General features: G+C 69.1%; 24 protein-coding genes. 13 read left to right on the top strand and 11 right to left on the bottom strand.

From position 1 onward, the window contains the following. The first annotated feature begins 489 nt into the window (after window positions 1-489). The 6 genes from ACWEQQ_RS10240 (at window position 490) to ACWEQQ_RS10215 (ending at window position 8,410) form a co-directional block, all read left to right on the top strand. Window positions 490-3,678, top strand: coding sequence for a translation initiation factor IF-2 N-terminal domain-containing protein (locus ACWEQQ_RS10240; protein WP_452347985.1), 3,189 nt, complete (start codon window positions 490-492; stop codon window positions 3,676-3,678). Between the two features lie 339 nt (window positions 3,679-4,017). Next, window positions 4,018-4,329 carry a 50S ribosomal protein L21 gene (gene rplU / locus ACWEQQ_RS10235; protein ID WP_030512746.1) on the top strand — a complete coding sequence of 104 codons (312 nt, stop codon included), beginning with the start codon at window positions 4,018-4,020 and terminating at the stop codon, window positions 4,327-4,329. Window positions 4,330-4,369: 40 nt separating this feature from the next. Continuing rightward, on the top strand, window positions 4,370-4,636 hold the full coding sequence (gene rpmA / locus ACWEQQ_RS10230; RefSeq protein ID WP_067828966.1) for a 50S ribosomal protein L27: 267 nt from the start codon (window positions 4,370-4,372) through the stop codon (window positions 4,634-4,636). A gap of 211 nt (window positions 4,637-4,847) precedes the next feature. Continuing rightward, complete coding sequence (obgE, locus tag ACWEQQ_RS10225) at window positions 4,848-6,302, top strand: GTPase ObgE (RefSeq protein ID WP_452338573.1); 1,455 nt, start codon at window positions 4,848-4,850, stop codon at window positions 6,300-6,302. Between the two features lie 202 nt (window positions 6,303-6,504). Beyond that, window positions 6,505-7,584, top strand: a complete 1,080-nt coding sequence (gene proB, locus ACWEQQ_RS10220; protein WP_379382837.1) for a glutamate 5-kinase — start codon at window positions 6,505-6,507, stop codon at window positions 7,582-7,584. Window positions 7,585-7,906: 322 nt separating this feature from the next. Beyond that, window positions 7,907-8,410 carry a DUF4254 domain-containing protein gene (locus ACWEQQ_RS10215; protein ID WP_452347984.1) on the top strand — a complete coding sequence of 168 codons (504 nt, stop codon included), beginning with the start codon at window positions 7,907-7,909 and terminating at the stop codon, window positions 8,408-8,410. 110 nt (window positions 8,411-8,520) lie between these two features. Here the strand turns inward: ACWEQQ_RS10215 and ACWEQQ_RS10210 are convergent, their stop codons facing one another. Both ACWEQQ_RS10210 and ACWEQQ_RS10205 read right to left on the bottom strand, forming a co-directional pair. Continuing rightward, the gene (locus tag ACWEQQ_RS10210) at window positions 8,521-9,621 is read right to left on the bottom strand and encodes a methyltransferase (protein WP_452347983.1); all 1,101 of its coding nucleotides are present in this window, start codon (window positions 9,619-9,621) and stop codon (window positions 8,521-8,523) included. Between the two features lie 113 nt (window positions 9,622-9,734). Further along, a complete protein-coding gene (locus ACWEQQ_RS10205) occupies window positions 9,735-10,577 on the bottom strand; it encodes an SDR family oxidoreductase (RefSeq protein WP_452338576.1) in 843 nt (280 codons plus the stop codon). A gap of 111 nt (window positions 10,578-10,688) precedes the next feature. Here ACWEQQ_RS10205 and ACWEQQ_RS10200 point away from each other — a divergent pair, with 111 nt between their 5' ends. Further along, complete coding sequence (locus ACWEQQ_RS10200; RefSeq protein WP_452338577.1) at window positions 10,689-11,195, top strand: MarR family winged helix-turn-helix transcriptional regulator; 507 nt, start codon at window positions 10,689-10,691, stop codon at window positions 11,193-11,195. 13 nt (window positions 11,196-11,208) lie between these two features. Here the strand turns inward: ACWEQQ_RS10200 and ACWEQQ_RS10195 are convergent, their stop codons facing one another. Then, a complete protein-coding gene (locus tag ACWEQQ_RS10195) occupies window positions 11,209-13,431 on the bottom strand; it encodes a RecQ family ATP-dependent DNA helicase (RefSeq protein WP_452348129.1) in 2,223 nt (740 codons plus the stop codon). A gap of 114 nt (window positions 13,432-13,545) precedes the next feature. Beyond that, complete coding sequence (locus ACWEQQ_RS10190) at window positions 13,546-13,731, bottom strand: hypothetical protein (protein ID WP_452347982.1); 186 nt, start codon at window positions 13,729-13,731, stop codon at window positions 13,546-13,548. A 284-nt stretch (window positions 13,732-14,015) separates the two neighbouring features. On the opposite strand from ACWEQQ_RS10190, the gene ACWEQQ_RS10185 reads away from it, so the two are divergent. Continuing rightward, complete coding sequence (locus tag ACWEQQ_RS10185) at window positions 14,016-14,414, top strand: hypothetical protein (RefSeq protein ID WP_452338578.1); 399 nt, start codon at window positions 14,016-14,018, stop codon at window positions 14,412-14,414. 6 nt (window positions 14,415-14,420) lie between these two features. Here ACWEQQ_RS10185 and ACWEQQ_RS10180 read toward each other — a convergent pair whose 3' ends face one another. From ACWEQQ_RS10180 to ACWEQQ_RS10170, 3 genes are all read right to left on the bottom strand, one after another. Then, window positions 14,421-15,644, bottom strand: a complete 1,224-nt coding sequence (locus ACWEQQ_RS10180; RefSeq protein WP_452347981.1) for an RtcB family protein — start codon at window positions 15,642-15,644, stop codon at window positions 14,421-14,423. A gap of 75 nt (window positions 15,645-15,719) precedes the next feature. After that, window positions 15,720-16,943, bottom strand: a complete 1,224-nt coding sequence (locus ACWEQQ_RS10175; RefSeq protein ID WP_452347980.1) for a glutamate ABC transporter substrate-binding protein — start codon at window positions 16,941-16,943, stop codon at window positions 15,720-15,722. Window positions 16,944-17,188: 245 nt separating this feature from the next. Then, window positions 17,189-17,746, bottom strand: a complete 558-nt coding sequence (locus tag ACWEQQ_RS10170; protein WP_452338581.1) for a TetR/AcrR family transcriptional regulator — start codon at window positions 17,744-17,746, stop codon at window positions 17,189-17,191. Window positions 17,747-17,830: 84 nt separating this feature from the next. On the opposite strand from ACWEQQ_RS10170, the gene ACWEQQ_RS10165 reads away from it, so the two are divergent. The 3 genes from ACWEQQ_RS10165 (at window position 17,831) to ACWEQQ_RS10155 (ending at window position 19,206) form a co-directional block, all read left to right on the top strand. Further along, a complete protein-coding gene (locus ACWEQQ_RS10165; RefSeq protein WP_452338582.1) occupies window positions 17,831-18,256 on the top strand; it encodes a nuclear transport factor 2 family protein in 426 nt (141 codons plus the stop codon). 99 nt (window positions 18,257-18,355) lie between these two features. Further along, the gene (locus tag ACWEQQ_RS10160; RefSeq protein ID WP_379399025.1) at window positions 18,356-18,841 is read left to right on the top strand and encodes a MarR family winged helix-turn-helix transcriptional regulator; all 486 of its coding nucleotides are present in this window, start codon (window positions 18,356-18,358) and stop codon (window positions 18,839-18,841) included. Next, complete coding sequence (locus ACWEQQ_RS10155; protein ID WP_354834872.1) at window positions 18,838-19,206, top strand: DUF5313 family protein; 369 nt, start codon at window positions 18,838-18,840, stop codon at window positions 19,204-19,206. Before ACWEQQ_RS10160 ends, ACWEQQ_RS10155 begins: the two co-directional genes overlap by 4 nt. 16 nt (window positions 19,207-19,222) lie before the next feature. Here ACWEQQ_RS10155 and ACWEQQ_RS10150 read toward each other — a convergent pair whose 3' ends face one another. From ACWEQQ_RS10150 to ACWEQQ_RS10135, 4 genes are all read right to left on the bottom strand, one after another. Next, window positions 19,223-19,672 carry a DUF4189 domain-containing protein gene (locus tag ACWEQQ_RS10150; RefSeq protein ID WP_452338583.1) on the bottom strand — a complete coding sequence of 150 codons (450 nt, stop codon included), beginning with the start codon at window positions 19,670-19,672 and terminating at the stop codon, window positions 19,223-19,225. Window positions 19,673-19,745: 73 nt separating this feature from the next. After that, window positions 19,746-20,699 carry an alpha/beta hydrolase gene (locus tag ACWEQQ_RS10145; RefSeq protein ID WP_452347979.1) on the bottom strand — a complete coding sequence of 318 codons (954 nt, stop codon included), beginning with the start codon at window positions 20,697-20,699 and terminating at the stop codon, window positions 19,746-19,748. Window positions 20,700-20,725: 26 nt separating this feature from the next. Continuing rightward, window positions 20,726-21,481 (bottom strand): SDR family NAD(P)-dependent oxidoreductase, encoded by a 756-nt coding sequence (locus tag ACWEQQ_RS10140; RefSeq protein ID WP_354834881.1) that lies wholly within the window; start codon window positions 21,479-21,481, stop codon window positions 20,726-20,728. A 35-nt stretch (window positions 21,482-21,516) separates the two neighbouring features. After that, a complete protein-coding gene (locus tag ACWEQQ_RS10135; protein ID WP_452338585.1) occupies window positions 21,517-22,644 on the bottom strand; it encodes an LLM class flavin-dependent oxidoreductase in 1,128 nt (375 codons plus the stop codon). 167 nt (window positions 22,645-22,811) lie between these two features. On the opposite strand from ACWEQQ_RS10135, the gene ACWEQQ_RS10130 reads away from it, so the two are divergent. Together ACWEQQ_RS10130 and kstD are read left to right on the top strand one after the other, a co-directional pair. Then, window positions 22,812-23,576, top strand: a complete 765-nt coding sequence (locus ACWEQQ_RS10130; protein ID WP_452338586.1) for a glucose 1-dehydrogenase — start codon at window positions 22,812-22,814, stop codon at window positions 23,574-23,576. A 12-nt stretch (window positions 23,577-23,588) separates the two neighbouring features. Further along, window positions 23,589-25,268: a 3-oxosteroid 1-dehydrogenase gene (kstD, locus tag ACWEQQ_RS10125; protein ID WP_452338587.1), complete on the top strand. Its 1,680-nt coding sequence runs from the start codon at window positions 23,589-23,591 to the stop codon at window positions 25,266-25,268. Window position 25,269: the final 1 nt, after the last annotated feature.

Here is a 25,269-nt window from a genome sequence, read left to right as displayed (position 1 = left end):
GAGGCAGCCGCCCGCCCCTGCGCCCCGGAAGGCAGGCGCGGGCGGGCAGCCCTCCGCCGCACACCGGTCGGAGGCGGCGCGGTCCGCGTCAGACTCGCGAGGCCCGCTCCGGGCCGCGCGGGCACGACGCTCCGGCGTGGTGTGGGATACTGACTCTGGAAGTGACCGACGCCGGCCGTTTGCGGCCGGGGGCGTTCACCTTCGATTGACACCGCGGAGCGACGGACGATCATCGCTGCCGCCGACGGCTTCCAAGACTCGGCCGCCGGGCAGGCACGCTGGATGAACGCTCGTGAAACGGCGTTGAGCCAAACCAACCAGGCGCCACGTGACCTGTTAGCCCGAACGACGAGATACCGGTGATAACGGGGCACGCGGCGCGAAGACTTACGATCTCGCGCCCCCGGGCGTGAGGCCAACAAAACAGCGCCCCCGCGTCGGCCGCGTCACTCCTCGGAGGAACGCGCCCGGGGGCCCCGAGGAGATTTCGTGGCCGATCAAGAGCCGCTGGAAGCATCGCAGAGCAACGGTGAAGGGGAGGGCACTCAGATCACCCCGGCTGCCGAACAATTGCCGGAACGGATCCGAGTGCACGCACTGGCGAAGCTGCTGGGCACTACCAGCAAACGTATTCTGGCCCACCTGACCGAGATGGGCGCGCAGGCGCGAAGCCCGCAATCGAGTCTGGACCGCACCGTCGCCGAAACCGTCCGCGACGCCTTCGGCCCGCGTGACGTCGAACTCGTCGAACCTGCCCCGGCCGGGCCCGAGCCGATCGCCGAGGCCACCGTCGACGCGGCCATCGCCGCCGGCGACGACCGGGCGGCCGACGAGATCGCCGCCGAGGAGGTGGAGGCCGTCGAGGACACCGCGGGCGCCGCGCCCGCGGTCAAGCAGACCACCCTGTTCGCGAGCCCGTTCCAGACCGAGCCGCAGCTCGAGGAGCCGGTCCAGTATCAGCCGTCCGCCGTGGTGGCCGCGCCGCTGTTCCAGGCGCCGGATGCCGCGGCCGCCGAGGACGCCCGCCGCCAGCGCCGCGCCGAGCGCGGCGGTCGCAAGGCCCGGGCCGAGGAACCGGTCGCCGAGGAGCAGGAGCTCGAGGCCAAGGCCGTCACCGAGGAAGCCGCGTCCGAGGACACCGAGGACGAGGGCGAGTGGGACGGCGACCAGGACCGCGACCAGCGCGGTGAAGGCACCTCGCGGCGTCGCCGCCGGGGTCGCCGGGGTCGCGGCCGCGGTCGTGGCGAACAGCACGGCGACAACGACACCGATGAGGCCGAGGGCGACGAGCAGCTAGAGGGCGAGGCCGACGAGTCGGCCGAATCCGCCGACGTCGGCGAGGACGAGGACGAGGGCGCGGCCGTGCCCGAGGGCTCGAGCAGCCGTCGCCGCCGTCGCCGTCGCCGCCGCAAGGGCGGGGACGACAACGAGCCCGAGGCCGCCGACGACGATCCGCCGAACACCGTCGTGCACGAGCGCGAGCCGCGCAGCAAGCGCCGCGCCGCGCAGGTGGACGAGGTGCAGGGGATCAGCGGCTCGACCCGCCTGGAGGCCAAGCGCCAGCGCCGCCGGGACGGTCGCGAGGCCGGCCGCCGGCGTCCGCCCATCCTGACCGAGTCGGAGTTCCTGGCCCGCCGCGAAGCGGTGGACCGGGTGATGGTGGTGCGCGAGAAGCACTTCTCCGAGCACCCCACCTCCACCACCCAGGTCGCGGTGCTCGAGGACAACATCCTGGTCGAGCACTTCGTGACCTCCACCGGGTCGGCGTCGATGGTCGGCAATGTGTACCTCGGCAAGGTGCAGAACGTGCTGCCGTCGATGGAGGCGGCGTTCGTCGACATCGGCCGCGGCCGCAACGGCGTGTTGTACGCGGGTGAGGTGAACTGGGAGGCCGCCGGTCTGGGCGGCAAGGAGCGCAAGATCGAGCAGGCGCTCAAGCCCGGTGACACCGTGCTGGTGCAGGTCTCGAAGGATCCGGTGGGCCACAAGGGCGCCCGCCTGACCACGCAGATCAGCCTGGCCGGTCGCTTCCTGGTGTACGTGCCGGGCGGCACCTCGACCGGTATCTCCCGCAAGCTGCCCGACACCGAGCGCAAGCGGCTCAAGGAGATCCTGCGCGACATCGTGCCGCAGGACGCGGGCGTCATCATCCGCACCGCGTCGGAGGGTGTCTCCGAGGCCGAGCTGGCCCGCGATGTGGAACGGCTGCAGGCGACCTGGCGCACCATCGAGGAGCAGTCCAAGAACGGCTCGGGCGCGCCCAAGACCCTGTACGAAGAGCCGGACCTGCTGGTCAAGGTGGTCCGCGACCTGTTCAACGAGGACTTCTCCAAGCTGGTCATCGAGGGCGAGCGCGCCTGGACCACGGTGGAGAACTACGTCCGCACGGTCGCCCCGGACATGCTGGCCCGGGTCGAGCGGCACGAGAACAACGGCGTCGACGTGTTCGGTTCCCTGCGCATCGACGAGCAGCTGGCCAAGGCGCTCGACCGCAAGGTGTGGCTGCCCTCCGGCGGCACCCTGGTGATCGACCGCACCGAGGCCATGACCGTCATCGACGTCAACACCGGCAAGTTCACCGGGTCGGGCGGGTCGAATCTCGAAGAGACCGTGACCCGCAACAACCTGGAGGCGGCCGAGGAGATCGTGCGCCAGATGCGGCTGCGCGATATCGGCGGCATGATCGTCGTCGACTTCATCGACATGGTCCTGGAGTCGAACCGGGATCTGGTGCTGCGCCGCCTCACCGAGGCGCTGGGCCGGGATCGCACCCGTCACCAGGTCTCCGAGGTCACCTCGCTGGGTCTGGTCCAGATGACCCGCAAGAAGCTGGGCACCGGCCTGGTCGAGGCATTCTCCACCACCTGCGAGACCTGCCACGGCCGCGGCATCCTGGTGCACAATTACCCCGTCGAGTCGTCGGCTCCGGCCGGGGACGGCGGCGAGGGTGTGAGCCGTCGTGAGGGTTCGCGCCGCCGCCGCAAGGACCGCAGCGCGGCCGCCGCCGAGGCCCCGGCCGTCGAGCCGGTGGTCGAGGAGAAGGCCGAGAAGCACGAGGTCAAGGCCGAGCAGGCCGCGGCCAAGCGCGCCCACCCGGTGGCCATGGCCATGGCCGCGCACGCCGCCGACGAGGCCGTGCACGCGGCGGACGAGGACGCCATCGCGGCCGCCGATGCCGCGAATGCGCTGCTGGCCGAGGGTGAATCGGCGAGCGTGGCCGATGTCACGGCCGCCGAGTCCGTGATCGTTCGCGAGGCCGAGAACGCCGCCGCCGAGGCGGCCCTGGCCGAACGCGCGGTATCGGAGATCGAGACCGCCACCGAGGAGGCGGCGGTCGAGACCGCACCGGCCACCAACGGCACCGCGCCCGCCGTGGACACCGTCGTGGTCGAGTCCGAGCCCGTGGCAACGGAATCGCCGATCGCGGAGGCCCACGCGGCCGTGGCCGCCGCGGAAGCGCAGCCCGGTCGTCGTCCCACCCGTCGCCGGGTGGCGCGCACGGCCTCGGCCCCGGCCGCCGACAGCCAGGGCGCGGTGTTCGTGCTCTCCAACGCGGATCAGTCCGACAAGCCGGGCTTCAACCTGGACGATCTGGCTCCGGCCGTGGTGCCGCCGCGGGCTCGCCCGCGTCGCCGGGCCGCGGGCCGTCCCGCCGGTGCGCCGGAGGGCGAGAACTAGCCGGCTCCCGTCAACAGGCCGTGGCCCCGCCCGAATTCCGGCGGGGCCACGGCCTTTTCGGTCGGTGACGAACACCATCTGTGGTGGGCGGCGGCCCGGTTTGGAGGGGGTCGGCCGTGTCCTGTAGTCTTGGTCAGTCGCTGCCCCCTGCGACGGCACTCTGTTGTGACTAGTGCTGTGAGTGGGCCCGGTTCGGTTCGGTAGAACCAAAGGCCCGAGGCGGCGGTGAAAACCACCAGACCAGTCTGCGGCGGTTTCCGGTGCGAACCGGGCGACCGGCCGTGTGAGCAGAGTGCCGAGCACTTCGCGCACTTGAAGAGAAAGAAGGGCAGCCGACCGATGGCAACGTACGCGATCGTCAAGACCGGCGGAAAGCAGTACAAGGTCGCGGTCGGTGACCTGGTGAAGGTCGAGAAGATCGAGGGTGAGCCGGGCACCGCGGTGTCGCTGTCGCCGGTGCTGGTCGTTGACGGCGCCGAGCTGACCACCGATGCTGACAAGCTGGCGAAGGTTTCCGTGTCCGCCGAGGTCGTCGAACAGACCAAGGGCCCGAAGATCCGCATCCACAAGTTCAAGAACAAGACCGGCTACCACAAGCGTCAGGGCCACCGTCAGAAGCTGACGGTCCTGAAGGTCACCGGCATCAAGTAATCCGACTTGGGGTTCGCACCCCGGCACGAGGAGTTCTGAAATGGCACATAAGAAGGGTGCATCCAGCTCGCGCAACGGTCGCGATTCGAATGCCCAGCGGCTCGGTGTGAAGCGCTTCGGCGGTCAGGCCGTCAAGGCCGGCGAGATCCTGGTTCGCCAGCGCGGCACGCACTTCCACCCCGGCGTCAACGTCGGCCGTGGCGGCGACGACACGCTGTTCGCCCTCGAGGCGGGCGCGGTGCAGTTCGGCACCAAGCGTGGTCGCAAGACCGTCAACATCGTGGTTCCGGAGCCGGTGAACGCCTGACCGGCGCACCGGAGTTCGCTCCACAAGCTTCCGAGCGGGTCAGGGTTCGAAGTAACCCTGGCCCGCTTTGCTGTTTGCGGGTTCTGTGAACCAGCACAGCAGGGTCCGCCCGGCCCGGTGGGTCCGGGCGGACCGAGCAATGAGGTATTGAAATGCCGCTACTCCGAGCGGCATTGCTGACGACTAGTCCTGAAGGAGGATGATCACCGATATGTCCAAATTCATCGACCGTGTCGTTTTGCACGTGCGCGCGGGCAAGGGTGGGCACGGGTGTGCCTCGGTGCGGCGTGAGAAGTTCATGCCCCTGGGTGGCCCGGATGGCGGCAATGGCGGCAATGGCGGGGATGTGATCCTCGAGGTCGACCCCAATGTGCACACCCTGCTGGACTTCCACTTCCATCCGCATGCCAAGGGCGGCAATGGCAAGCCCGGTGAGGGCAGCAACCGCAATGGCAAGCAGGGCGAGGGGCTGCTGCTGAAGGTGCCGGACGGCACTGTGGTGATGAGTACCGATGGCGAGGTGCTGGCGGACCTGATCGGCGTGGGCGCGCAGTATGTGGCGGCCCAGGGCGGTCGCGGCGGGCTGGGCAATGCGGCGTTGGTGTCCAAGGCGCGCAAGGCGCCCGGTTTCGCGCTGCTCGGCGAGGACGGCCAGGAGCGCGAGCTGGTGCTCGAGCTGAAGTCGGTTGCGGATGTGGGCCTGGTGGGCTTCCCGTCGGCCGGCAAGTCGTCGCTGGTGTCGGTGCTGTCGGCGGCCAAGCCGAAGATCGCGGATTACCCGTTCACCACGCTGGTGCCGAATCTCGGTGTGGTGCTGTCGGGTGACACCACTTTCACCGTGGCCGATGTGCCCGGTCTGATCCCGGGTGCGAGCGAGGGCCGCGGCCTGGGCCTGGATTTCCTGCGGCATCTGGAGCGCTGCGCGGTACTGGCCCACGTGGTGGACTGCGCGACGCTGGAGCCGGGCCGTGACCCGGTGTCGGATGTGGACGCGCTGGAGGCCGAGCTGGCCGCGTACCAGCCCGCGCTGGTGGGCGACGCCGGTCTGGGTGATCTGGCGGATCGCCCGCGCGTGGTCATCCTGAACAAGGCCGATATCCCGGATGCCGACGAGCTGGCCGAGTTCGTGCTGCCGGAGTTCGAGAAGCGCGGCTGGCCGGTCTACAAGATCTCGGCGGTGAGCCGGGAAGGCTTGCGGCCGTTGACTTTCGCGCTCGCGGAGATGGTCGCCGAGTACCGGGCGGCGCATCCGAAGGCGGAGCCGAAGCGGCAGATCATCCGACCGGTCGCCAAGGGCGACAGCGGTTTCCGGGTCATTCAGGATCCCGAGGTCGAGGGCGGCTTCATCGTCATCGGCGAGCGGCCCGAGCGGTGGGTGCACCAGACCCAGTTCGACAATGACGAGGCCGTGGGCTACCTGGCCGACCGGCTGGCCCGCCTCGGTGTCGAGGACGAGCTGGTCAAGCTCGGTGCGGAGCCGGGTGCGTCGGTCACCATCGCGGATTACTGCTTCGATTGGGAGCCTTCGATTTCCGCCGGTGTGGAGACTCTGATGACCCGCCGCGGCGTGGACCCACGCCTGGATCAGACCGAGCGCATCGGCGCCGCCGAGCGCAAGCACGCCTCGCGCGTGCGCCGCGGTCTGGTGACCGAGGACGACGAGTAATACAGTGCCGCAGGGCCGTTCGTGTCGGAGCGGGCGGCCGATGCGGGTGGGTAACGGATTCGGGTGCGACGGCGCTGCGGCGCCGCGGGCGAATTGAGGTGTGGTGCAAGTGGGTTCGAGCGGCACTCAGGTGACGGGACAGGGCGCTGGACTCGGAGAGCTCAGTGCTGGATCCGGCGAGTTCAGTGCGGCGCGGCAGGCGATCGCGTCGGCGCGCAGTGTCGTGGTGAAGATCGGCTCGTCGGCGCTGACCTCCCTGGAGGGCGGCCTCGACACCGGCCGGCTGGATCGGCTGGCCGATGCGGTCGAGGCCCGCATGCGCGCGGGATCGGATCTGGTGGTGGTGTCCTCGGGCGCCATCGGCGCGGGCATGGCCCCGCTCGGATTGTCCAAGCGCCCAAGGGATCTCGCCACCAAGCAAGCCGCCGCGAGTGTCGGGCAGCTGGCGCTGGCGCACGCCTGGGGCACCTCCTTCGCCCGCTACGATCGCGTCGTCGGCCAGGTGCTGTTGAGCGCGGGCGACTTCGGCCGCCGGGAGCCGCATCGCAATGCCCAGCGCACCCTCGACCGCCTGCGCTCACTGCACGCCATCGCGGTGGTGAACGAGAACGACACTGTCGCAACGGAAGAGATCCGGTTCGGCGACAATGACCGGCTGGCGGCGCTGGTGGCCCACCTGGTCGGCGCGGATGCCCTGATCCTGCTGTCGGATGTCGACGGCCTCTACGACGGCGATCCGCGCAAGGGTGCGGCGAACTTCATTCCCGAGGTGCGCAGCAGCGCCGATCTGGACGGCGTCATCGCCGGATCCGGTGGCGCGCTGGGCACCGGCGGCATGGCCTCGAAGCTGTCGGCGGCCCGCCTGGCCGCGGATGCCGGCGTGCCGGTGCTGCTGGCCGCGGCTTCGGATGCGGCGGCGGCGCTTTCGGGCGCGACCGTGGGCACCGCCTTCGCCGCGCGTCCGGTGCGGCTCTCGGCTCGCAAGTTCTGGGTCCGGCACGCTGCCGATGCCCGGGGCGCGGTGCATCTGGACGCGGGCGCGGTCGCGGCCGTGTCGGAGCGCCGCCACTCGCTGCTGGCGGCGGGCATCACCGAGGTGGCGGGTCACTTCTATGCCGGTGACGTCATCGATCTGATCGCGCCCGACGGCCGGCTCGTCGCCCGCGGCGTGGCCGCCTATGACAGCGACGAATTGGAGACCATGAAGGGCCGTTCCACCACCGCCCTCCCCGACAGCATGCAGCGCCCGGTCGTGCATGCCGACGATCTGGTGAAGGTCTAGCCCTGGTGAAGGTCCGGTTTCGCCCGCGGCTCACGGAGGCGAAGCGCCGGTTACGAGCGAATTGCATTGGGGGAGAGGCGAAGTAACGCCGCGAACCGGTCGGTTGGTCGCTCGGGCGAGGGGCAGGGGGAGGGCGGGGGAAGGGCAGTGGGCGGGACGGCCCGGAGGTTCATGCTTGAGGAGCACCCGGTGCCGCATCGAGATGTGCCCTTCGCCGATAGCGGTCGCCTGGATCCGGCGCGGTCCGCCCTTGCCGCGCCGGGCTCGCGGTCCGGTGATCGCCCGCGGCTCCGGGTGCGCCGCACCGCCCGTGGAGGTAGGTATGTACGTACCGCAACCTGATAGCACACAGCTGTGGCGGGCGAGCGGACGTGACACGAGTTTCGAGGAGAGGTTCGCCGAACGCCCACTACTGCCCGATTGGCATGAACTGCTGGCCGCCTTCTGCGGCCACATCGGTGATCAGCCCGAGGACCACGCGGTCACCCGCTGGGCCCGGGCGCTGGCCGAACTGCACCTGCAGCGGCGGGAACAGTCCGGCGACGCGGGCGGGATCGACGAGCTACGCGCTCAACTGGTCTCGTTCATCGACGAGTGGGTGACGAGCCGGGCGCTGCCGAGGGGTGCAGCGCGGGCCGAATCCCTCGGGGCCGTGGTGGATGCGATGGCGGCCGCCCATGTGCGCGCCGTGCATCTGCTCCGGACGGCCGAGAACGTAACGGACGAACAAGTACACGCCGCCTGGTTCCTGCTGGCGCAGATGGCGGACGGCTGGACCGATCGGGCCGCAGGGGTTGTCGGCCCGAGAATCCGCCGCTCCGCCTGAAGTGCCGGTGCGGCAACCGCATCCGGGTGGCGGGAGGCCCCCGCCGGGCGTGTGACCTTGTGCTGCACACGCCCCGCGGGCGCCTCACTCATCGGGGCGGTCAGGCCCGATCACCACGCCGGATGGGCCTCGATGACGCAGTCGGGGGCGGCGGACGCGGTCACCCCGGTGAGCACGAATCCGCTGCGGGAGAGCAGGTTTCCGAATTCGGTCTGGGTGCGTTCCCGGCCGCCCCGGGTCTGGATCAGCATCTCCAGGTCGATGATCTTGCCCGGGTGGGGGCGGTGGTGTTGCGGCATGACCATTTCGATGATGAGCAGGCGCGCCTCGGATTCCATGGCGGCGCGGATGGTGCGCAGGATGCGTTCGGCATCCTCGTCCGACCAGTCGTGCAGGATGTGTTTGAGCAGGTAGGCGTCGGCGCCCTTGGGGACCGAGTCGAAGAAGCTGCCCGGCTCGAAGGTCAGACGGCCGGTCAGGCCCGGCATCCGGAGCTCTTCCTCGAGGCCTTCCCGCACGCGGGGCAGGTCGAAGACGGTGCCGCGCATGGCGGGGTGGCGTCGCAGGATATCGACGAGCAGGCTGCCGCGCCCGCCGCCGACATCCACGATCGAGCCGAATCGGCCGAAGTCGAAGGCGGCCTGCAACGGCTCGTTGGACAGACCGCTGACACTGCTCATGGCGCGGTCGAAGATCTCCCCGGCCTCGGGGTGTTTGTCGGCGAACTCGAAGAACTCCATGCCTTCCAGCTCGGGCCAGAGTGATCCGCCGGACCGGACCGAGCCGCTGAGGTGCGTCCAGTGCTTGCGATGCAGATCGGCCCCGAAGAACAGGAGCAGATCCCGCAGCGTGACCTGCGCATCCGAGCGCAGCGCCTGCGACATGCCGGTCAGCTCGTACGCGCCGTCCCGGCGCTGGGCGAACACACCCGCACTGATCAGCAGGCGCATGAGCCGCCGCAGCGCGTCCTCGTTCGCGCCGACCGCCGCTGCGAGGTCGGCCGGCTGCCTGGGGCCCTCGGCGAGCGCGTCCGCGATGCCCAGCTCGGCCGCCGCGCAGGTGGCCTGACTGAGATATCCGGCCGTGGCCAGTTCCAGCAGCGCGATGTGCCCGGGAACCATCCGCCGATGCAGGGCGTACATGCCGTCGCGGAGCCAGGTGATGGCGCGCAGGAACGGCAACGGTGGAGCTTTGAGTGGTGCGGACGCCATGATGAACTCCCCGGGATCGTTCGGCGACTGCGGGATTGCCTGAGCCTACGCGCTGCGTCCCTGGTGGGCAGTGGTTTCCGTGACGCCGGGCAATCAGCCCGGCGTGGCGCGGGTCAGGCGGCGGTGAAGGCGGCGGCGTGCTCGCGGGCCCACTGCGCGAAGGTGCGGCCCGGGATGCCCAGCAGGGTGTCGGTGGTGTCGGCCGGGGTTTCGGGCTGCTCGGTGGTGAGCGCCCAGATGGTCAGCAGGGCGTCCACGATGTACGGCGGCATGGTTTGCGACAGCTGTGCCTGCGCCTGCTCCGGGGTGATGGTGACGATCGGGATCTCCCGGCCGATGGCCTCCGACAGCGCGGCGATCTGCGCGCGGAAGCTGATCGCCTCGGGGCCGGTGAGACTGACTGTGCGGCCGCGCAATTCGGGACCGGTGAGGGCGGCGACGGCGATATCGGCGATATCCAGTGGGTGGATCATGGCCAGGGCGGCGTCGGGGTAGGCGTGCTCGATGGGCTGTCCCGCCGAGACGGCCGGGATCCAGCCGAAGGCATTGCTGTCGAATCCGCCCGGTCGCAGCGTGGTGGTGGCGAGAGTCGAAGCGGCGAGCGCCTTTTCGACCGCCAGGTGGCTGGCGCCGATGGGATTGGAAGCGGCGTCGGGGGAGTCGACCGCGGAGGACGACAGCAGTACGACGTGCTCGACTCCGGCCTGCTCGGCGGCCCGCACGAAGGTGGTCGCGGTGCCGGGGTCGGCGTAGAGGAAGACCTGGCGCACGTTTTCCAGTGCGGCGGTGAGGCTTTCGGGATCGTCGCCGCGCAGTGCGACGGCCTCGATTCCGGCGGGGAGGTCGAGGGCGGACGGGTCCTTGCTGGCCGCGCGGACGGGCAGCCCCCGGGCGTGCAGGGTGGTGAGGACGGCGCGGCCGATCTGGCCGCGGGCGCCGGTGACGAGGATGGTCATGGCGTACTCCGATCGAGTGAGAATCCATGCAGATGGACAAATGCATGCTGTCATGCACACATTTGTTAGTCAACACATATGTTCCTGAATGCATGCAGATACGATGTGCCCATGACCCAGGACGACCGCACCCCCGACGAGCTGCTCGATGCCATCGGACCGGCATTCGGCAAGCTCCGCCGCGGTGTCCTCCAGGAGGTCGAAGACCCCATCAGCACCAAGGATTCGACCCGCGCCCTGCTGCTGGGCATGGTGCTCGGCTGCCCTCAGGGCACCGGCCGAGAACCCCATGATCCCGGGCAGGAGATGACGGTCGGCGGTATCGCCGCGGGTATGTGCGTCGATCCCTCGGTGGCCAGCCGCATGGTCGCCGACAGCATCAAGGCCGGCTACCTGCGGCGGGTCCCGTCCCAGCTGGACGGCCGGCGCGCGGTCCTCGAGCTGAGCGAGCAGGGCCTCGAGTTCATGCGCACCTTCCGTCGCCGGCAGCGTGCCACGTACGAATACATCACTGCCGAATGGCCCGAACAGGACCGCCTCGAATTCGCCCGCTTGATGCTCCGCTACGTCGACGCCATCGACGACCTCAAGAACCGCCGCCCGCCCGCCGACGCCTGAGCCCGCGGGGTGGTCAGGATGGGGTGGCCAGCGCGAAGGGGAGGACGGCGGCGGCGCCCGCGGCGCGCAGCATGCGGGCGGCCATGGTGAAGGTCCAGCCGGTGTCGGTCAGGGTGTCGACCAGCAGGATACGCTCCGCCTCCCCGCGCTTGCCGTCGACCGCGGTGAGATCCGGTGTCTCCCAGGCATTGTGGAGGGCGGCCACCCGGTGGGCCGAGTTGGCGGCGGAGACCGGTGGCAGGTCGGGGCGCAGGTGGAGGACGCCGAGGTCTGTCAGGCGGCCGACCTCGGCGAGGCGGGCGGCCAGTGAGCGAGTCAGGATCGGGTGCGCGCCGGAGTCCAGAGCCATGACGGCGGTGGGGCGCTGGGCCCAATTCCATTCGCGCAGCACGGTGGTGCAGGCGCGGAAGACCTCGTCGGGGATCGGGGCGTCGGGGCCGTCGAGGAGTGGGCGCAGGCGCTGACCCCAGCCGAGGTTGCTGAGGCGGCCCAGGACGCGGCCGGTCTCGGGGCCGTCGGTGATCTTGCCGGACAACGGGATTCCGAGTTTGGCCAGGCCGGTGGGCCACTGCTTGCGGGGCGCGAGATCGATGCCGGGGCGGTCCAGGCGGGTGCGGATATCGGCCAGGTCGGCGGCGTCGACGGTGATGTCCAGGCGGGTGCCGGTGCAGTTGTCGCAGCGGCCGCAGCGGGCGTCCGCGGTGAGGCCGGGATCGTCGAGTTGCCTGCGCAGGAACGTCATCCGGCACTCGGTGGTGGACTCGTAGTCGATCATGGCCTGCTGCTCGGCCTCGCGCGCCACACTGAGCCGCTCGTAGCGCTCGGTGTCGTAGGCCCAGGGCTGACCGGTGCCCAGCCAGCCGCCGCGCACCCGGCGCACCGCGCCGTCCACGTCCAGCACCTTGAGCACCATCTCCAGACGGGAGCGGTTGAGCTCGACCAGCGGTTCGAGGGCGGCGGTGGACAGCGGCCGGTCGGTGTCGAGGGCGGCGAGCACCGAGCGCACGATGTGCTCGCGCGGGAAGGCCACCGACGCGAAGTAACTCCAGATCTGCCGGTCCTCGTGGCCGGGCAGCAGCACCACCTCCGCCCGCTCGGTGCCGCGGCCCGCACGGCCCACCTGCTGGTAGTAGGAGATGGGGGAGGAGGGCGCGCCGAGGTGCACGACGAAGCCGAGATCCGGCTTGTCGAAACCCATTCCGAGCGCGGAGGTGGCGATGAGCGCCTTCACCTCGTTGTTCAGCAGCGCGGCCTCGAGGGCTTCGCGTTCGGTGGGGTCGGTCTGCCCGGTATAGGCGGCGACGTGGTGTCCGTGTGAGTTGAGAACGTCGGCGAGATCGTGGGCCGCGGCCACCGTGAGCGTGTAGACGATGCCGGAGCCCGGCAGTTGGTGCAGCCGCCGGCTGAGCCAGGCCGTGCGCTGCACCGCATCGGGGATGCGCACCACCGACAGATGCAGGGACTCCCGGTCCAGACTGCCACGCAAAACCAAGGTGTCCGTGCCGATCTGGGTCGCCACATCGGTCACCACCCGGTCGTTGGCGGTGGCGGTGGTCGCCAGTACCGGCACCTCGGACCCGAGATCGGCGATGAGCGTGCGGATCCGCCGATAGTCCGGCCGGAAGTCGTGACCCCAGTCGGACACACAGTGCGCCTCGTCGATCACCACCAGCCCCGCGTCCGCGGCCAGCTTCGGCAGCACCGAATCGCGGAAGTCCGGGTTGTTCAAGCGCTCCGGACTCACCAGCAGCACGTCGACATCCCCGGCCGCCACCCGCGTGTGGATCTCGTCCCACTCGGTGACATTCCCCGAATTGATGGTCGCCGCAACGACTCCCGCGCGTTCGGCCGCCGCGACCTGGTTGCGCATCAGGGCCAGCAGCGGCGACACGATCACCGTCGGCCCCCTGCCCTGCGCCCGCAGCAGCTTCGCGGAGATGAAGTACACCGCCGACTTGCCCCACCCCGTGCGCTGCACCACCAGTGCCCGCCGCCGCTGCACTACGAGCGCCTCGATCGCGATCCACTGATCCTCGCGCAGCCGCGCCTGCGGCCCGGCCAGCTCCCGCAGCAGCGACTCGGCGTCCGCCCGCAGGCCGCCCGCGCGAACCGGCTCCGAGGCCGCCGAGCGGGCGTCGGCGGTATCGGGCGACGGCCGGGACGTGCCGGTCACCGCCGAGGCCGAAGGGTCGGTGGCGGGCGAGGTGGCAGGGTCGGTCGAGGTCACGCGCTCCATCGTGCCCCACCGCACCGACACCACCTGCCCGCCGCCCGGATTTTCGGCCAACTTCGCACCCCTCGCCTGCCGCCCGCGCAGGCGACCTGCGCTGTAGCCGGGGCAGGCAGCCGATCAGCGCCCGGCGGCCAGATGGGCGTCGACCAGCGTGCCGACCAGCCGATCGAGAGGAAGCGAGGGGAAGCTGGGCCGGTCCTGACGCAGCGTGATGAGGCCGTGCATGCCGGCCCAGAGGCATTGCGCCGTGGCTTCGGGATCCGGTGCGCCCGCGGTGGCCGCGGTCTCGATCAGGAGATGCATGGTCGGGAGCCCTGCCGCCGCAGCGGATCTCGACCCGGAGACAACCGTGCAAATGCTCCGAACCGGACAAACGTCTGCCCTGCACAACACCGGTGGAGACCGCCTTGGTTGCGGTGGGGTCAAGATCGCGCGGAATCCCGTGTGCGGACGGACAATAGGGTTCCGGGCACGAAGGGCGTCCGGGGGTGCGCAGGGAGACGCAGATGCCGGAGAAGTTTCCGTCGCCCGCGGGGTGGACTCCGCCGGGTACAGAGTTTCGCAGTAGTGGAGGTGCTTCGCGGACCGTGACCGGCGCGCTGGTGGGGTTGATCCTGACTCCGGTCGGCATCGTCCTCGCCGCCCGCGGCGCGGCCGGGACCAGGCAGTGGACGATCCTCGGGGACTTCGCCGACCGCGTCGGCTCCACCTTCGAGATCCTCATCGCCGCGGTGGTGTTCCTGCTGGTGGCGGCCCTGGCCGCCTATTCGCCGGCGGGCACCATCATCGCCGGGCTGGTGTGGGGGGTGCTGCCCGGGATCATTCATTTCATCTTCCCGGACGACACCTTCCGCCTGATCGGCGATCTGCCGGTGTCCGACGACATGCACATCGCGCTGTACCAGTGGCTGCAAACGGGATTCCCGCTCATCGTGGGCATCCTGCTGGTGGGTGCGGGTGCAGCGGCGACCTTCCGCCGCCGCTGACCCCGGTCAACCCTTCACACACAGCACCTGCCGCAGCGTGGCGACAATGTCGACCAGGTCGGACTGGGCCGCGATGACCTGGTCGATGTCCTTGTAGGCCGCGGGAATCTCGTCGATCACCCCGGCGTCCTTGCGGGACTCCACGCCCTCGGTCTGCGCGACCAGGTCGGCCACGGTGAACTGGCGCTTGGCCGCATTGCGGCTCATCCGCCGGCCCGCGCCGTGCGCCGCCGACTGGAACGAGGCCGGATTCCCCTTGCCTCGCACCACATATGAGCGCGTGCCCATCGACCCCGGAATCAGCGCCAGGTCGCCCGCGCCCGCGCGCACCGCGCCCTTGCGGGTGACCAGCATGGGCATCCCGTCGATGACCTCTTCCGCCACATAGTTGTGGTGGCAGGAGATGGGATCGTCGAATCGCACGTCCAGACCCTGGAATTCGTCGCGCACTGCCTTGCAGACCAGGGCGACCATGACGGCGCGGTTGCGCGCCGCGTACTCCTGCGCCCAGGTCAGGTCATGGCGGTAGGCATCCATTTCCGGTGTCCCGGAAAGGAATACCGCCAGGTCGCGGTCCGGCAGATCCGCATTGTGCGGCAGTCTGCGGGCCACGGTCATGTGCCGCTCGGCGAGTTCCTTGCCGATATTGCGGCTTCCGGAATGCAGCAGGATCCACACACGCTGCTCGGTGTCGATGCACAGCTCCTGGAAGTGGTTGCCGCCGCCCAGCGTTCCCATCTGCTTGTGCGCCTTGGACTCGCGGGCCTGCACGGCCGGATCCAGTGAATCGAACGCCTTCCAGAAACGGTCCCACCCCGCGCGCAGGGTGGTGCCCGCCGCGCGCTGACCGAAAACCTCCGCGTTCAACCGGTTCACGTTCACCGGGTCGTGGTGGGCCGCGAATCCCACCGGCAGCACCGCCTCGATTCGTGATCGCAGCGAGTGCAGGTTGTCGGGCAGATCGGCCGCGGTCAGCGAGGTGAGCACGGCCTCCATTCCACAACCGATGTCCACCCCGACCGCCGCGGGCGCGACCGCGTCCTTCATGGCGATGACCGAGCCGACCGTCGCGCCCTTGCCCAGGTGCACGTCCGGCATCACCCGTACCCCGTATACCCACTTCAGTTGCGCGATATTTCGCAGCTGCTGCAGCGCGGCCGGCTCGACCTCGTGCTCGTGGGCCCACATGAGCGTCTGCGCCCGAGTACCGCGCAGCTCGACGGGAAACATGGGACTTTCCTTCCTCTCGACTGCCGTCCACGGTAGGTCCACCGCCCGTCCCGGTGCACCGTATTTATCCGGCGGTCAGGGTTCGACGAAATCCGCGGCGAGGCCGCACAGCTTCCAGGCGCCGTTGCGCCGGACCATGGTGCCGGTGTAATCGATGTCCTTGAAGTAGCTGCGGTATTTCTCGGGGACGTTTGTGAAGGCTTCGTGGAATGCGAAGGTGGCGGAGTTCGGGTCGTTTTGGGTGACTCCGGTGACGGTGTTCGTGTAACCGGCGTTCTTCACTTCCGCACCGAGTGATTTGTCGAATTGCGGGGTGTATTGGAAGACGATCTGGTCGATGGCGTCGGCTGTTTCGGGGCAGACCAGGGAACGAAAGCCCTCCCAGTCGCGAGCATTGGAGGTGGCCGCGACGGCCGTGGCGGCATTCACCAATTCCGGATCGAGGGTGGTCGGATCGCCGGGAGTGACCGTTTTATCCGGCGCATTGAACACCACCGGCGCGGGCAGCGGCTGATATCCGCTCGCGGTGAGGTCGGCGTCCATGGCGCGCCGCCAGCTGCCGTCGTCGATCATCATGCGGATGACCGTGGTGATGCGGCTCTGCAATTCGAGATCGCCCTTGCGCACGCCGACCCCGTAGCGCTCGCGGGTGAAGCGATGCCCGACCACGCGCAGCACGCCCGGGTGTTCATGGGCGTATCCGGCCAGAATGACGTCGTCGGTGGTGACGGCGTCGATGGTGCCCGCGATCAGGTCGGCGACGCATTCCGCGTAGGTGTCGCGGGTGGCGAGCTTCACGTTCTGGGCGAAGCTGCGCCGGATCTTGTCCGCGGAGGTCGAGCCGTCGGCGGTGCAGACGGTGCGTCCGTTCAGGTCCTCGGGCTGGTCGATGGCGCGTTCGCTCTGCCGCACCAGCAGGTCCTGCCCGGCCAGCAGGTAGGGCCCGGCGAAGGAGACCAGTTGCTGGCGGGCGGCGGTGATGGAGTAGGAGGCGACGACGAAATCGACTGCGCCCGAGTTCAACAGGTCCTCGCGCTGATCGGTGCGGGCCTCGCGCCAGGTGATGTGGTCGGGGGTGACGCCGAGCTTGTCGGCGATGTAGACGGCGGTGTCGACATCGAAGCCGTAGGGTTTGCCGTCGGGTCCCTGGACCGATAGCCCGGGTTGATCGAATTTGATGCCGATGGTCAGCGTCCGCGGCGGCGCCGACCGCGGCGCGTCGTCGGGTTTCGGGATGTTACCGCAGGCTGCGAGTGCCAGTCCGGTCATAACCGCGACGGCGCGGATCGCACGCTTCATCGAATCCGATCTCCTGTCGTCAACTCGTGCGGATGAACGTCGAAGAACAGCCCCGGGCCGAGGTGCCGGAGAGGCAACCGGTCAGCACATGGTGCATCAAAGCATCCGAGTTGAGAAAACGTGCGGACATCGCCGAACTGGACGCGTGATTCGCCCGTGCCTCAGTCAATTCCGCAATATTTCAGCGATTATTGCCCCAGGTTTGCGAACGTCTGGACCGGCTGGTCTCCGTTTGTTCCGGCCGGTCAGCGCGAGGTGCGTAATCCGTCGGTCATCACGGCGAAGGTGCGCTCGCGCAGTCCCGGGGTCGCGCCCGTGTCGTGTGCGGCGAGGAAGATGCCCTTGATGATGGTGAGCAGGTCGCCGACGCTGATGTCGGGCCGCACCGCGCCCGCCTGCTGGGCGCGGGAGAGCAGAGTCCCCAGTGCTGCTTCGAGGTCGCGCGAGACCGTGCGCGGGTATTCACCGCCGTTGGCGCGCAACGCGTCCGCGAGGTCGCGTTTGACGCCGCCCTGCAGGACCAGCTTTTCCAGGAATTCGAAGAACGCCGTCCCCGGATCGTTGGAGTTGGTCAGGTCGCGGGCGTGCGCGGTGATCTTTTCGACCTGATCCAGGATGGCGGCCTCGAAAAGCGCCTCCTTGGTGGGGAAGTGGCGGTACACCGTGCCCGCCCCGACGCCGGCCCGCCGGGCGATCTCGTCCAGCGGCACCGAAAGGCCTTCGGCGGCAAAGGCTTCCTGGGCGGCGGCCAGCACCCGCTCGCGATTGCGGCGCGCATCGGCGCGCAGGGGTCGATCCGTCACTCCGATAGCCTACCCACCCGTTGACAAACGGGGCGGACGCCCCGAATGTTAACCGGGTCCAACGTTCCGTTTTTGGAGGCAGTCGTGTCCACTTCCGTCGAAACCCCTCGTGACCTTGTTGAACAGCTGTTTCAGAGCCTGCCCTCGCGCGATGCCGACCGGTTCGTCGCGCTCTTCGATCCGGATGCCGTATTCGAGATCCCGTTCCTGATTCCCGGTGAGCCCACCCGCATCGAGGGCCGGGAGGCGATCCGCGAGTACCTGGCCTCCCGCTGGTCGGGAATGCCGAGTCTGGAGCTGCACGGCATCCGTCCGGTCGTGCACGAGACCGGCGATCCGGAACTGCTCATCACCGAGGTCGATATCGACATCACCCGCCCGGGGCAGCCGCGCGCCTGGATTCGCAGCTCCGTCAATGTGATTCGCGTGCGGAACGGCCTGGTCACGCTCTTTCGTGACTACATGGACACCGGTCGGATCCTGACCATGCGGCAGGCGCTGCAGGGTTGAGCATGTGGCACCGATCACCCATCAGATCGTCGACGAATGGTTAGTGCATTAACTATTATTGCCCTAACCAAGACGATCGAGGAGGGCTGATCGGTGGAGTTGGAGGTCGAGGACCCGCTGCGGCTGGACCGGCAGGTGTGCTTCGCACTGGCGGTGGCCAATCGGGCGGTGCTGGCGGTGTACCGGCCGCTGCTCGAGCCCATGGGCCTGACGCACCCGCAGTATCTGGTGATGCTGGCCCTGTGGGGTGAGGCGCCGATGTCGGTCAAGGACATCGGCGAGGCCATCCAACTCGACTCGCCGACGCTCTCGCCGCTGCTGAAGCGGCTGGAGACGGCCGGGCTCATCACTCGCCGGCGCGACAGTCACGACGAGCGCAATCTGGTCGTGGATCTGACCGAGGCCGGGCGCGAATTGCGCAGGGAGGCGGAGCGGATTCCGCCGGCGGTGGTGGCGCGGCTGGGGGTGAGCCTGGCGGATCTCGAGGAACTGCGCGAGGTGCTGAACCGGGTCAACGCCGCGGCGCGGCGGTCGGTCTTGGCGGATGGCGAGCAGGCCGGATCGACGAAGGGAAACCGGAAATGAAGCGCCCCAACCCTGTTCAGTGGCTCGGCTACTCGTGCGGGCGTGTGCTGCCCGAGGATCTGCACGAGTGGGTGCGCAACGACCTCACCGGCCCCTGGGCGGTGCCGCGGCACCTCGTGCGGCAGCTGGTGCCGCTGGTCCCGGTGTTCGCGCTGGCATTCCTGCTGCCGGGCGAGCTGTGGCTGAAGCTGGCGGTGATCCTGCTGGGCCTGCTGCTGGCGCTGTTCTACATCGTGGCCTACATGCCGATGAACCGGGCGCACCGCCTGGTGAAGCACGGCTTCCCCGAGGACCTGGAGAATCCGGCGCGGGCTGCCCGCCGGGCCGCCGAACGCGCGGCCTACGAGGCCCAGTACCCGCACTGAGCCTCGAAAACCGTTGCTACTGCCCGCTTTCGGTGCAGGTGCTCGCAACGACGTGGGCGGCGCGGGGCTGCGCGCTGCCCAGGTCGGGGAACGGGGGAGCGCTCTGGCCGAGCCCGTTCACGGCGTTCTGTTCGGCCTCGTCGAGGCTCGCGCCCTGGGCCCAGCCCCAGGTGCCGTCCGCGCCCTGGGCGACCGCGCCGCAGCCGCCGGTGAAGCGGAGCACGATCTCGCAGTCGTAGTTGGCGCAGTCGCGGATGGCGGCGGCGTCGGCGGTCACCTTGGTGGTGCCGATGTCGGCGACCGCGGCGTTCTTCAGCCGGGACAGGGCCAGCGTGCCGAAGGACTGGGGTGCGGCCCCGGCGGATCCCGCCAGCGCGGTGAGGGTGATGGCCGCGGTGAGAGCGGCTGCCCCCGTGGCGAATCGGGCATGATTCGTCGCCGAGGGGATGAGGCGTGCGACCGGCAAGAGAATTCCTGACGTTTCAGATGTGTGAACGCAGGTGATGCTAATCGGTCCGCCCGTGAACTCACGGGGAATTTCAGACGACGGGTGTCCGGGCCAGCGCCCGGCGCAGCGCGCTGAACGCGGTCGCATTGGCGCGCTGGGTTTCTGGCAGATGGAAGGCCATCGACATGAACCCGTGCACGGTGCCGTTCCAGCGGTGGATCTCGGTCTCGACGCCCGCCTCGCGCAGCCGCTGCCCGTAGGCCTCGCCCTCGTCGCGCAGCGGATCGAATTCCGCGGTGGCGATGTGGGCGGGCGGGAGTCCGGTCAGGTCCGCGATGGTGGGATTGGCGTAGGGGTCGGACTTCTCGGTGTCCGAGAACAGGTACTGCTCCCAGTACCACCGGATGTGGGCCGCGGTGGTGAAGTAGCCCTCGGCGTTCTCGGTGTGGGAGGGACGGTCGCAGTTCGGGTCCAGCAGCGGGTACATGAGCAGCTGGAAGGCGATGTCGGGACCGCCGTTGTCGCGCGCGGTGAGGGCGGCGACGGTGGCGAGATTGCCGCCCGCGCTGTCCCCGGCCACCGCGATGCGATCGGGATCCCCGCCCAGGGATTCGGCGTGGTCGGCGACCCAGCGCAGGACGGCGTAGGCGTCGTCGGCCGCGGCCGGGAAGCGTGCCTCCGGGGCGCGGCGGTAGTCGACCGAGACCACGATGACCCCGGCCTCGTTGGCCATGGTGCGGCAGAACCGATCGTGGGAGTCCAGGCTGCACAGCACGAATCCGCCGCCGTGGTAGAAGACCACCACGGCCGGAACGGGTTCGGCGTCCAGCGGCCGGTACAGGCGCACCGGCACTTCCGGTGCGTTCTCCGGCCCCGGCACCAGCCATTCCTCCACTCCCGCAACGGGAATCGGTTCGATGGCGGCGGCTGGGCGGGCGGCCAGGAAGGCCCGCGCTTCGGCGGCGTCGAGCACCTCGGTGCCCAGCGCCGGGAACGCCGCGGTGGCGGCGTCGACGAAGGTCTGCCATTCGGGGGACAGGGTCATTGCGGGCCTTCCTGGATCGCGCTGTCTTACTGCATGTTCCGCGGGATGAACTTGCCCGCGGCGAGACCGCCGTCGACGGTCACCTCGGCGCCGGTGACGTAGGCGGAGGCGTCGGAGGCGAGGAATGCGACCAGCTCGGCGACCTCCTCGGGCAGGCCGGTGCGCTCCAGCGGCAGGGTCGGGAAGCTGCCGGGGCCGGTGGTCAGGTAGGGCACCATCGGGGTGGCGATCGGGCCGGGATGCACGGAGTTGACCCGGATCTGGGCCGGGCCCAGTTCCAGGGCGGCGATCTTGGACAGGCCGCGCAGACCCCACTTGGAGGAGCCGTAGGCGCTGTGGTTCATCAGGCCCTCGAGCCCGGCCTGCGAGGAGATGTTCACGATGGAGCCGCCGCCGGCCGCGGTCATGGCGGGCAGCACGGCCTTGATGCCGTGGAACGCGCCGATCAGGTTGACCTTCAGGATGCGTTCCAGCTCTTCGGCGGTGGTCTCGGTGAGCGGCTTCATGATGTAGATGGCCGCATTGTTCACCAACACGTCCAGCTTGCCGAAGGTGTCGACGGCGACCTTGACGGCGGCGTCCCAGCTCTCGGCGTCGGTGACGTCGTGGCGCACGAAACGTGCGGCGTCGCCGAGGGATTCGGCGAGCTCCTTGCCCTCGGTCTCGAGCACGTCGGTGATGACCACCTTGGCGCCGCGCTCCACGAAGAGTCGTGCCTCGGCCGCACCCTGGCCACGGGCGGCGCCGGTGATCAGAGCGACTTTGCCTGTCAGATCAGCCATTTCGACTTCTTTCTGTGTCTCTACTTGTCGGTCGTCTATCGGTTACGGAAGTGGGGGATGACCTTCTCGCCCCACTGGCGGATGGTTTCCAGGCATGCGTCCTGGGGCACGGTGCCCATCTGGATCAGGCACAGGATCTCGTCGGCCCCGGCCGCCTGCAGCCGCTCGACGTAGGCGATGGCGTCGTCGGCGGTGCCGTAGGCGTGCTCGGTGTTGAAGATGGCGGTGGATCCGGTCTTCACCGGGATCTTGGCCTCGTGCAGGTAGGCGACGTGTTCGTCGGCGACCTGCTGCATCTTGGCGATCTCGTCGACGGCCGGGTCCACGGCCTCGTCGGGGACCGGACCGGCGCCGTAGTAGTACTTGATGGACTGGGCGAAGAAGCGCTGGCCGCGCGCGCCGATCTGCTGCGCCTTCTCCCGGTCGTCGAGGACGATGGTCGGGCACAGCGCCGCGAAATGATCGTTGACGACGGTGGAGACGAAGCGGTCGCCGGTGCGGGCCGCGATGGCCTCGTCGTAGATGCCGCGTAGTTCGGCGATCTCCTCGATGCCCGCGAAACCCAGGACCAGCGCGCCGATTCCGTACTCGGCGGCCAGCTTCAGGGTGTCCTTCTTGGTGCAGGCCATGAACAGCGGCGGATGCGGGCGCTGCACCGGGCGCGGCAGCAGGTGATGGGGGTCGATGTCCAAAAGCTCGCCGTGGTACTCGAATTCGCCCTCGGGGTCCTGCCAGGCGGCCGCGATCATGCGCAGCGATTCCTCGACCTCCTGATAGGTGCGGTCGGGATCGACTCCGCACATGGAGGTTTCGACGGCGGTCGCGCCGCGGCCGGCGCCCAGATTCAGACGGCCGCCGGAGAGCACGTCGAGCATGGCCGCGCGTTCAGCGGTGCGTACCGGATGATTGAAGCCGAACGGCATGCACACCACGCCGTGCCCGATGCGCACCCGCGAGGTCTTGGCGGCCACCCAGGTCAGGAAGATCTCCGGCGCGCTCATGTGCGCGTACCACTTGAGCCCGTGATGCTCGACGGCCCACACCGCGTCGAAGCCGACCTGATCCGCGAGCACGGCCTGCTCGACGCAATCGCGCAGCACCTGGGCCTCGTGCGCGGCGGTGGGGTCGGTCATCTGCGCTTCGAAGATCATCGAGAACTTCATCCGGGGCTCCTTGCCGCGACGCTGCCTCACCCGTCCGGGCGCTTATGCCTAACCGGAATACAACTGCACCCATAGCCTCAGGTCATGGGTCTGTCTCAGTGGCCGGGACCACATCGTGCCGGGGTTCCGCATCGGGACTTAGCGTCGGTTGACGAGCAGAGGAAGGGATGGAATCGGTGGGACAGCTGGACGGCAAGGTGGCGCTGGTGACGGGCGGCGCCCGGGGCATGGGAGCGGAGCACGTGCGCCGCTTCGTGGCCGAGGGCGCCAAGGTCGTGTTCGGTGATGTGCTGGATGACGAGGGCAAGGCGCTGGCCGCCGAGCTGGGTGCCGCCGTCCACTACGTGCACCACGACATCACCATCGAAAGCGACTGGCAGGCAGCGGTTTCCGCGGCCACCACCACGTTCGGCAAGCTGGATGTGCTGATCAACAATGCCGGCATCCTGCGGTTCAAGCGCATCGTGGAGATGAGCTTGGACGAGTTCAACACCATCATGAACATCAACGTCACCGGCGCTTTCCTCGGCATCAAGACGGCCGCGCCCGCGCTCACCACTGCCGGTGGCGGGTCCATCGTGAACGTCTCCTCGGTCGAGGGCTTCGTCGGTGCGGCCGGTCTCTCCGCCTACAGCGCGAGCAAATTCGCGCTGCGCGGGCTCACCAAGTCCGCCGCCCGGGAACTGGGGCACTCGGGTATCCGGGTGAACTCGATTCATCCCGGCGGCATCGCCACTCCCATGACCGCGTCCGTCGCGGGCGCGTCCGGGGTGGACGGCAACACCTTCTTCTCCGAATTGCCCATTCCGCGCTGGGGTCAGCCGGTCGAGGTCTCCGAGGTGGCGTTGTTCCTGGCCTCGGACGCCTCGAGCTATTGCACCGGAGGCGAATTCGTCGTCGACGGCGGCATGCTGACCAGCTGCGGCTACTAAGGAACGAGATTCATGGAATTCGAATTCGACGTCGTTGTGGTGGGTTCCGGCGCGGCGGGCATGACCGCCGCGTTGACCGCCGCCTACCGGGGCCTGTCGGTGACCCTCATCGAGAAGAGCCGCCTGTTCGGCGGCTCCACCGCGCGCTCCGGCGGTGGCATCTGGGTGCCCAACAATCCGGTGCTGCAGGCCGCGGGCGTGCCGGACAGCCCGGAGCTGGCCCGCACCTACCTGAAAGCCGTTGTCGGCGACCGTGTTCCGGAGGCCAAGCAGCGCGCGTTCCTGGAGCAGGGCCCGGAGATGTTCCGCTACATCGGCGCTCGCTCCAAGCACTGGGACTTCGCCTACGACCGCGGCTACTCCGACTACCACCCGGAGTTCCCGGGCGGTCTGGCGCAGGGCCGCAGCATCGAGCCCAAGCCGATCGACGGCCGCCTGCTCGGCGGTGATCTGCACAAGATCAACCAGCCGACCATGTCCGCGCCCAAGGGCATCGCCATCACGGTCAAGGACTTCCACGACCTGAACATGATCGCGCGCACCTGGACCGGCAAGAAGACCGCCATGAAGGTCGGCGCGCAGACCGCGCTCAACCTGATCAAGGGCGCGAAGCCGCTCAGCCTGGGCAAGGCCCTCGCGGCCCGGCTGTGGCTGTCGCTGCGCGACGCGGGCGTGCCGGTGTGGCTGAACACTCCGCTCACCGACCTGATCGTCGAGGGCGACGCCGTGGTCGGCATTCGCGCCGAGCACGAGGGCCGTCCGGTCACCATCAAGGCGCGCCGCGGCGTGGTGCTGGCCGCGGGCGGCTTCGAGCACAACCTGGAGATGCGCAAGCAGTACATCGACGGGCCGCAGAACACCGGCTGGACCGTCGGCGCGACCGAGAATGTCGGCGAGGGCATCGTGGCGGGCCAGAAGGCCGGCGCCGCAGTGGATCTCATGGACGACGCCTGGTGGGGTCCGTCCGTGCGCAACCCCGAGGGCCCGCCGTTCTTCATGCTGGCCGAGCGCTCGCAGCCGGGCGCCATCGTGGTCAATGCCAAGGGTGAGCGCTTCGTCAACGAGTCCGCGCCGTACGTGAACGTCGTGCACACCATGTACGAGGAGGAGAAGAAGGTGCCGGGCAGCATTCCGGCGCACTTCATCTTCGACCAGAACTTCCGCGACCGGTACCTGTTCCTGGGCAACTTCCCCAAGCGGCCGCTGCCCCAGAAGTACTTCGACGCGGGAATCATCAAGCAGGCCGACACCCTGGCCGAGCTGGCGGACAAGCTGGGCATTCCGGCGAACAAGCTGGCGGCCACCGTCGAGCGCTTCAACGTTTTCGCCCGCAAGGGCCGCGACGAGGACTTCCTGCGCGGCGACTCGGCCTACGACCGCTACTACGGCGACCCGACCGTCAAGCCCAACCCGACCCTGGCCCCGCTCGAGCGCGGCCCGTTCTACGCGGTCGAGATGGTGCCGGGCGACCTGGGCACCAAGGGCGGCCTGGTCACCGACGAGCACGCCCGGGTGCTGAACGACCAGGGCGAGGTCATCCACGGCCTGTACGCGGCGGGCAACAACTCCGCCGCCGTCATGGGTAACGACTACGCCGGTGCGGGCGCCACCATCGGACCCGCCATGGTGTTCGGCTACATCGCGGCCAACCACCTGGCCGACGCGGAATCCGAAGCGGCACAGGAGAACTGAC

Source organism: Nocardia sp. NPDC004123 (assembly GCF_053603795.1).
The sequence above is the reverse complement of the archived record's forward strand: the minus strand, read 5'-3'. Positions and strand labels throughout refer to the sequence as shown.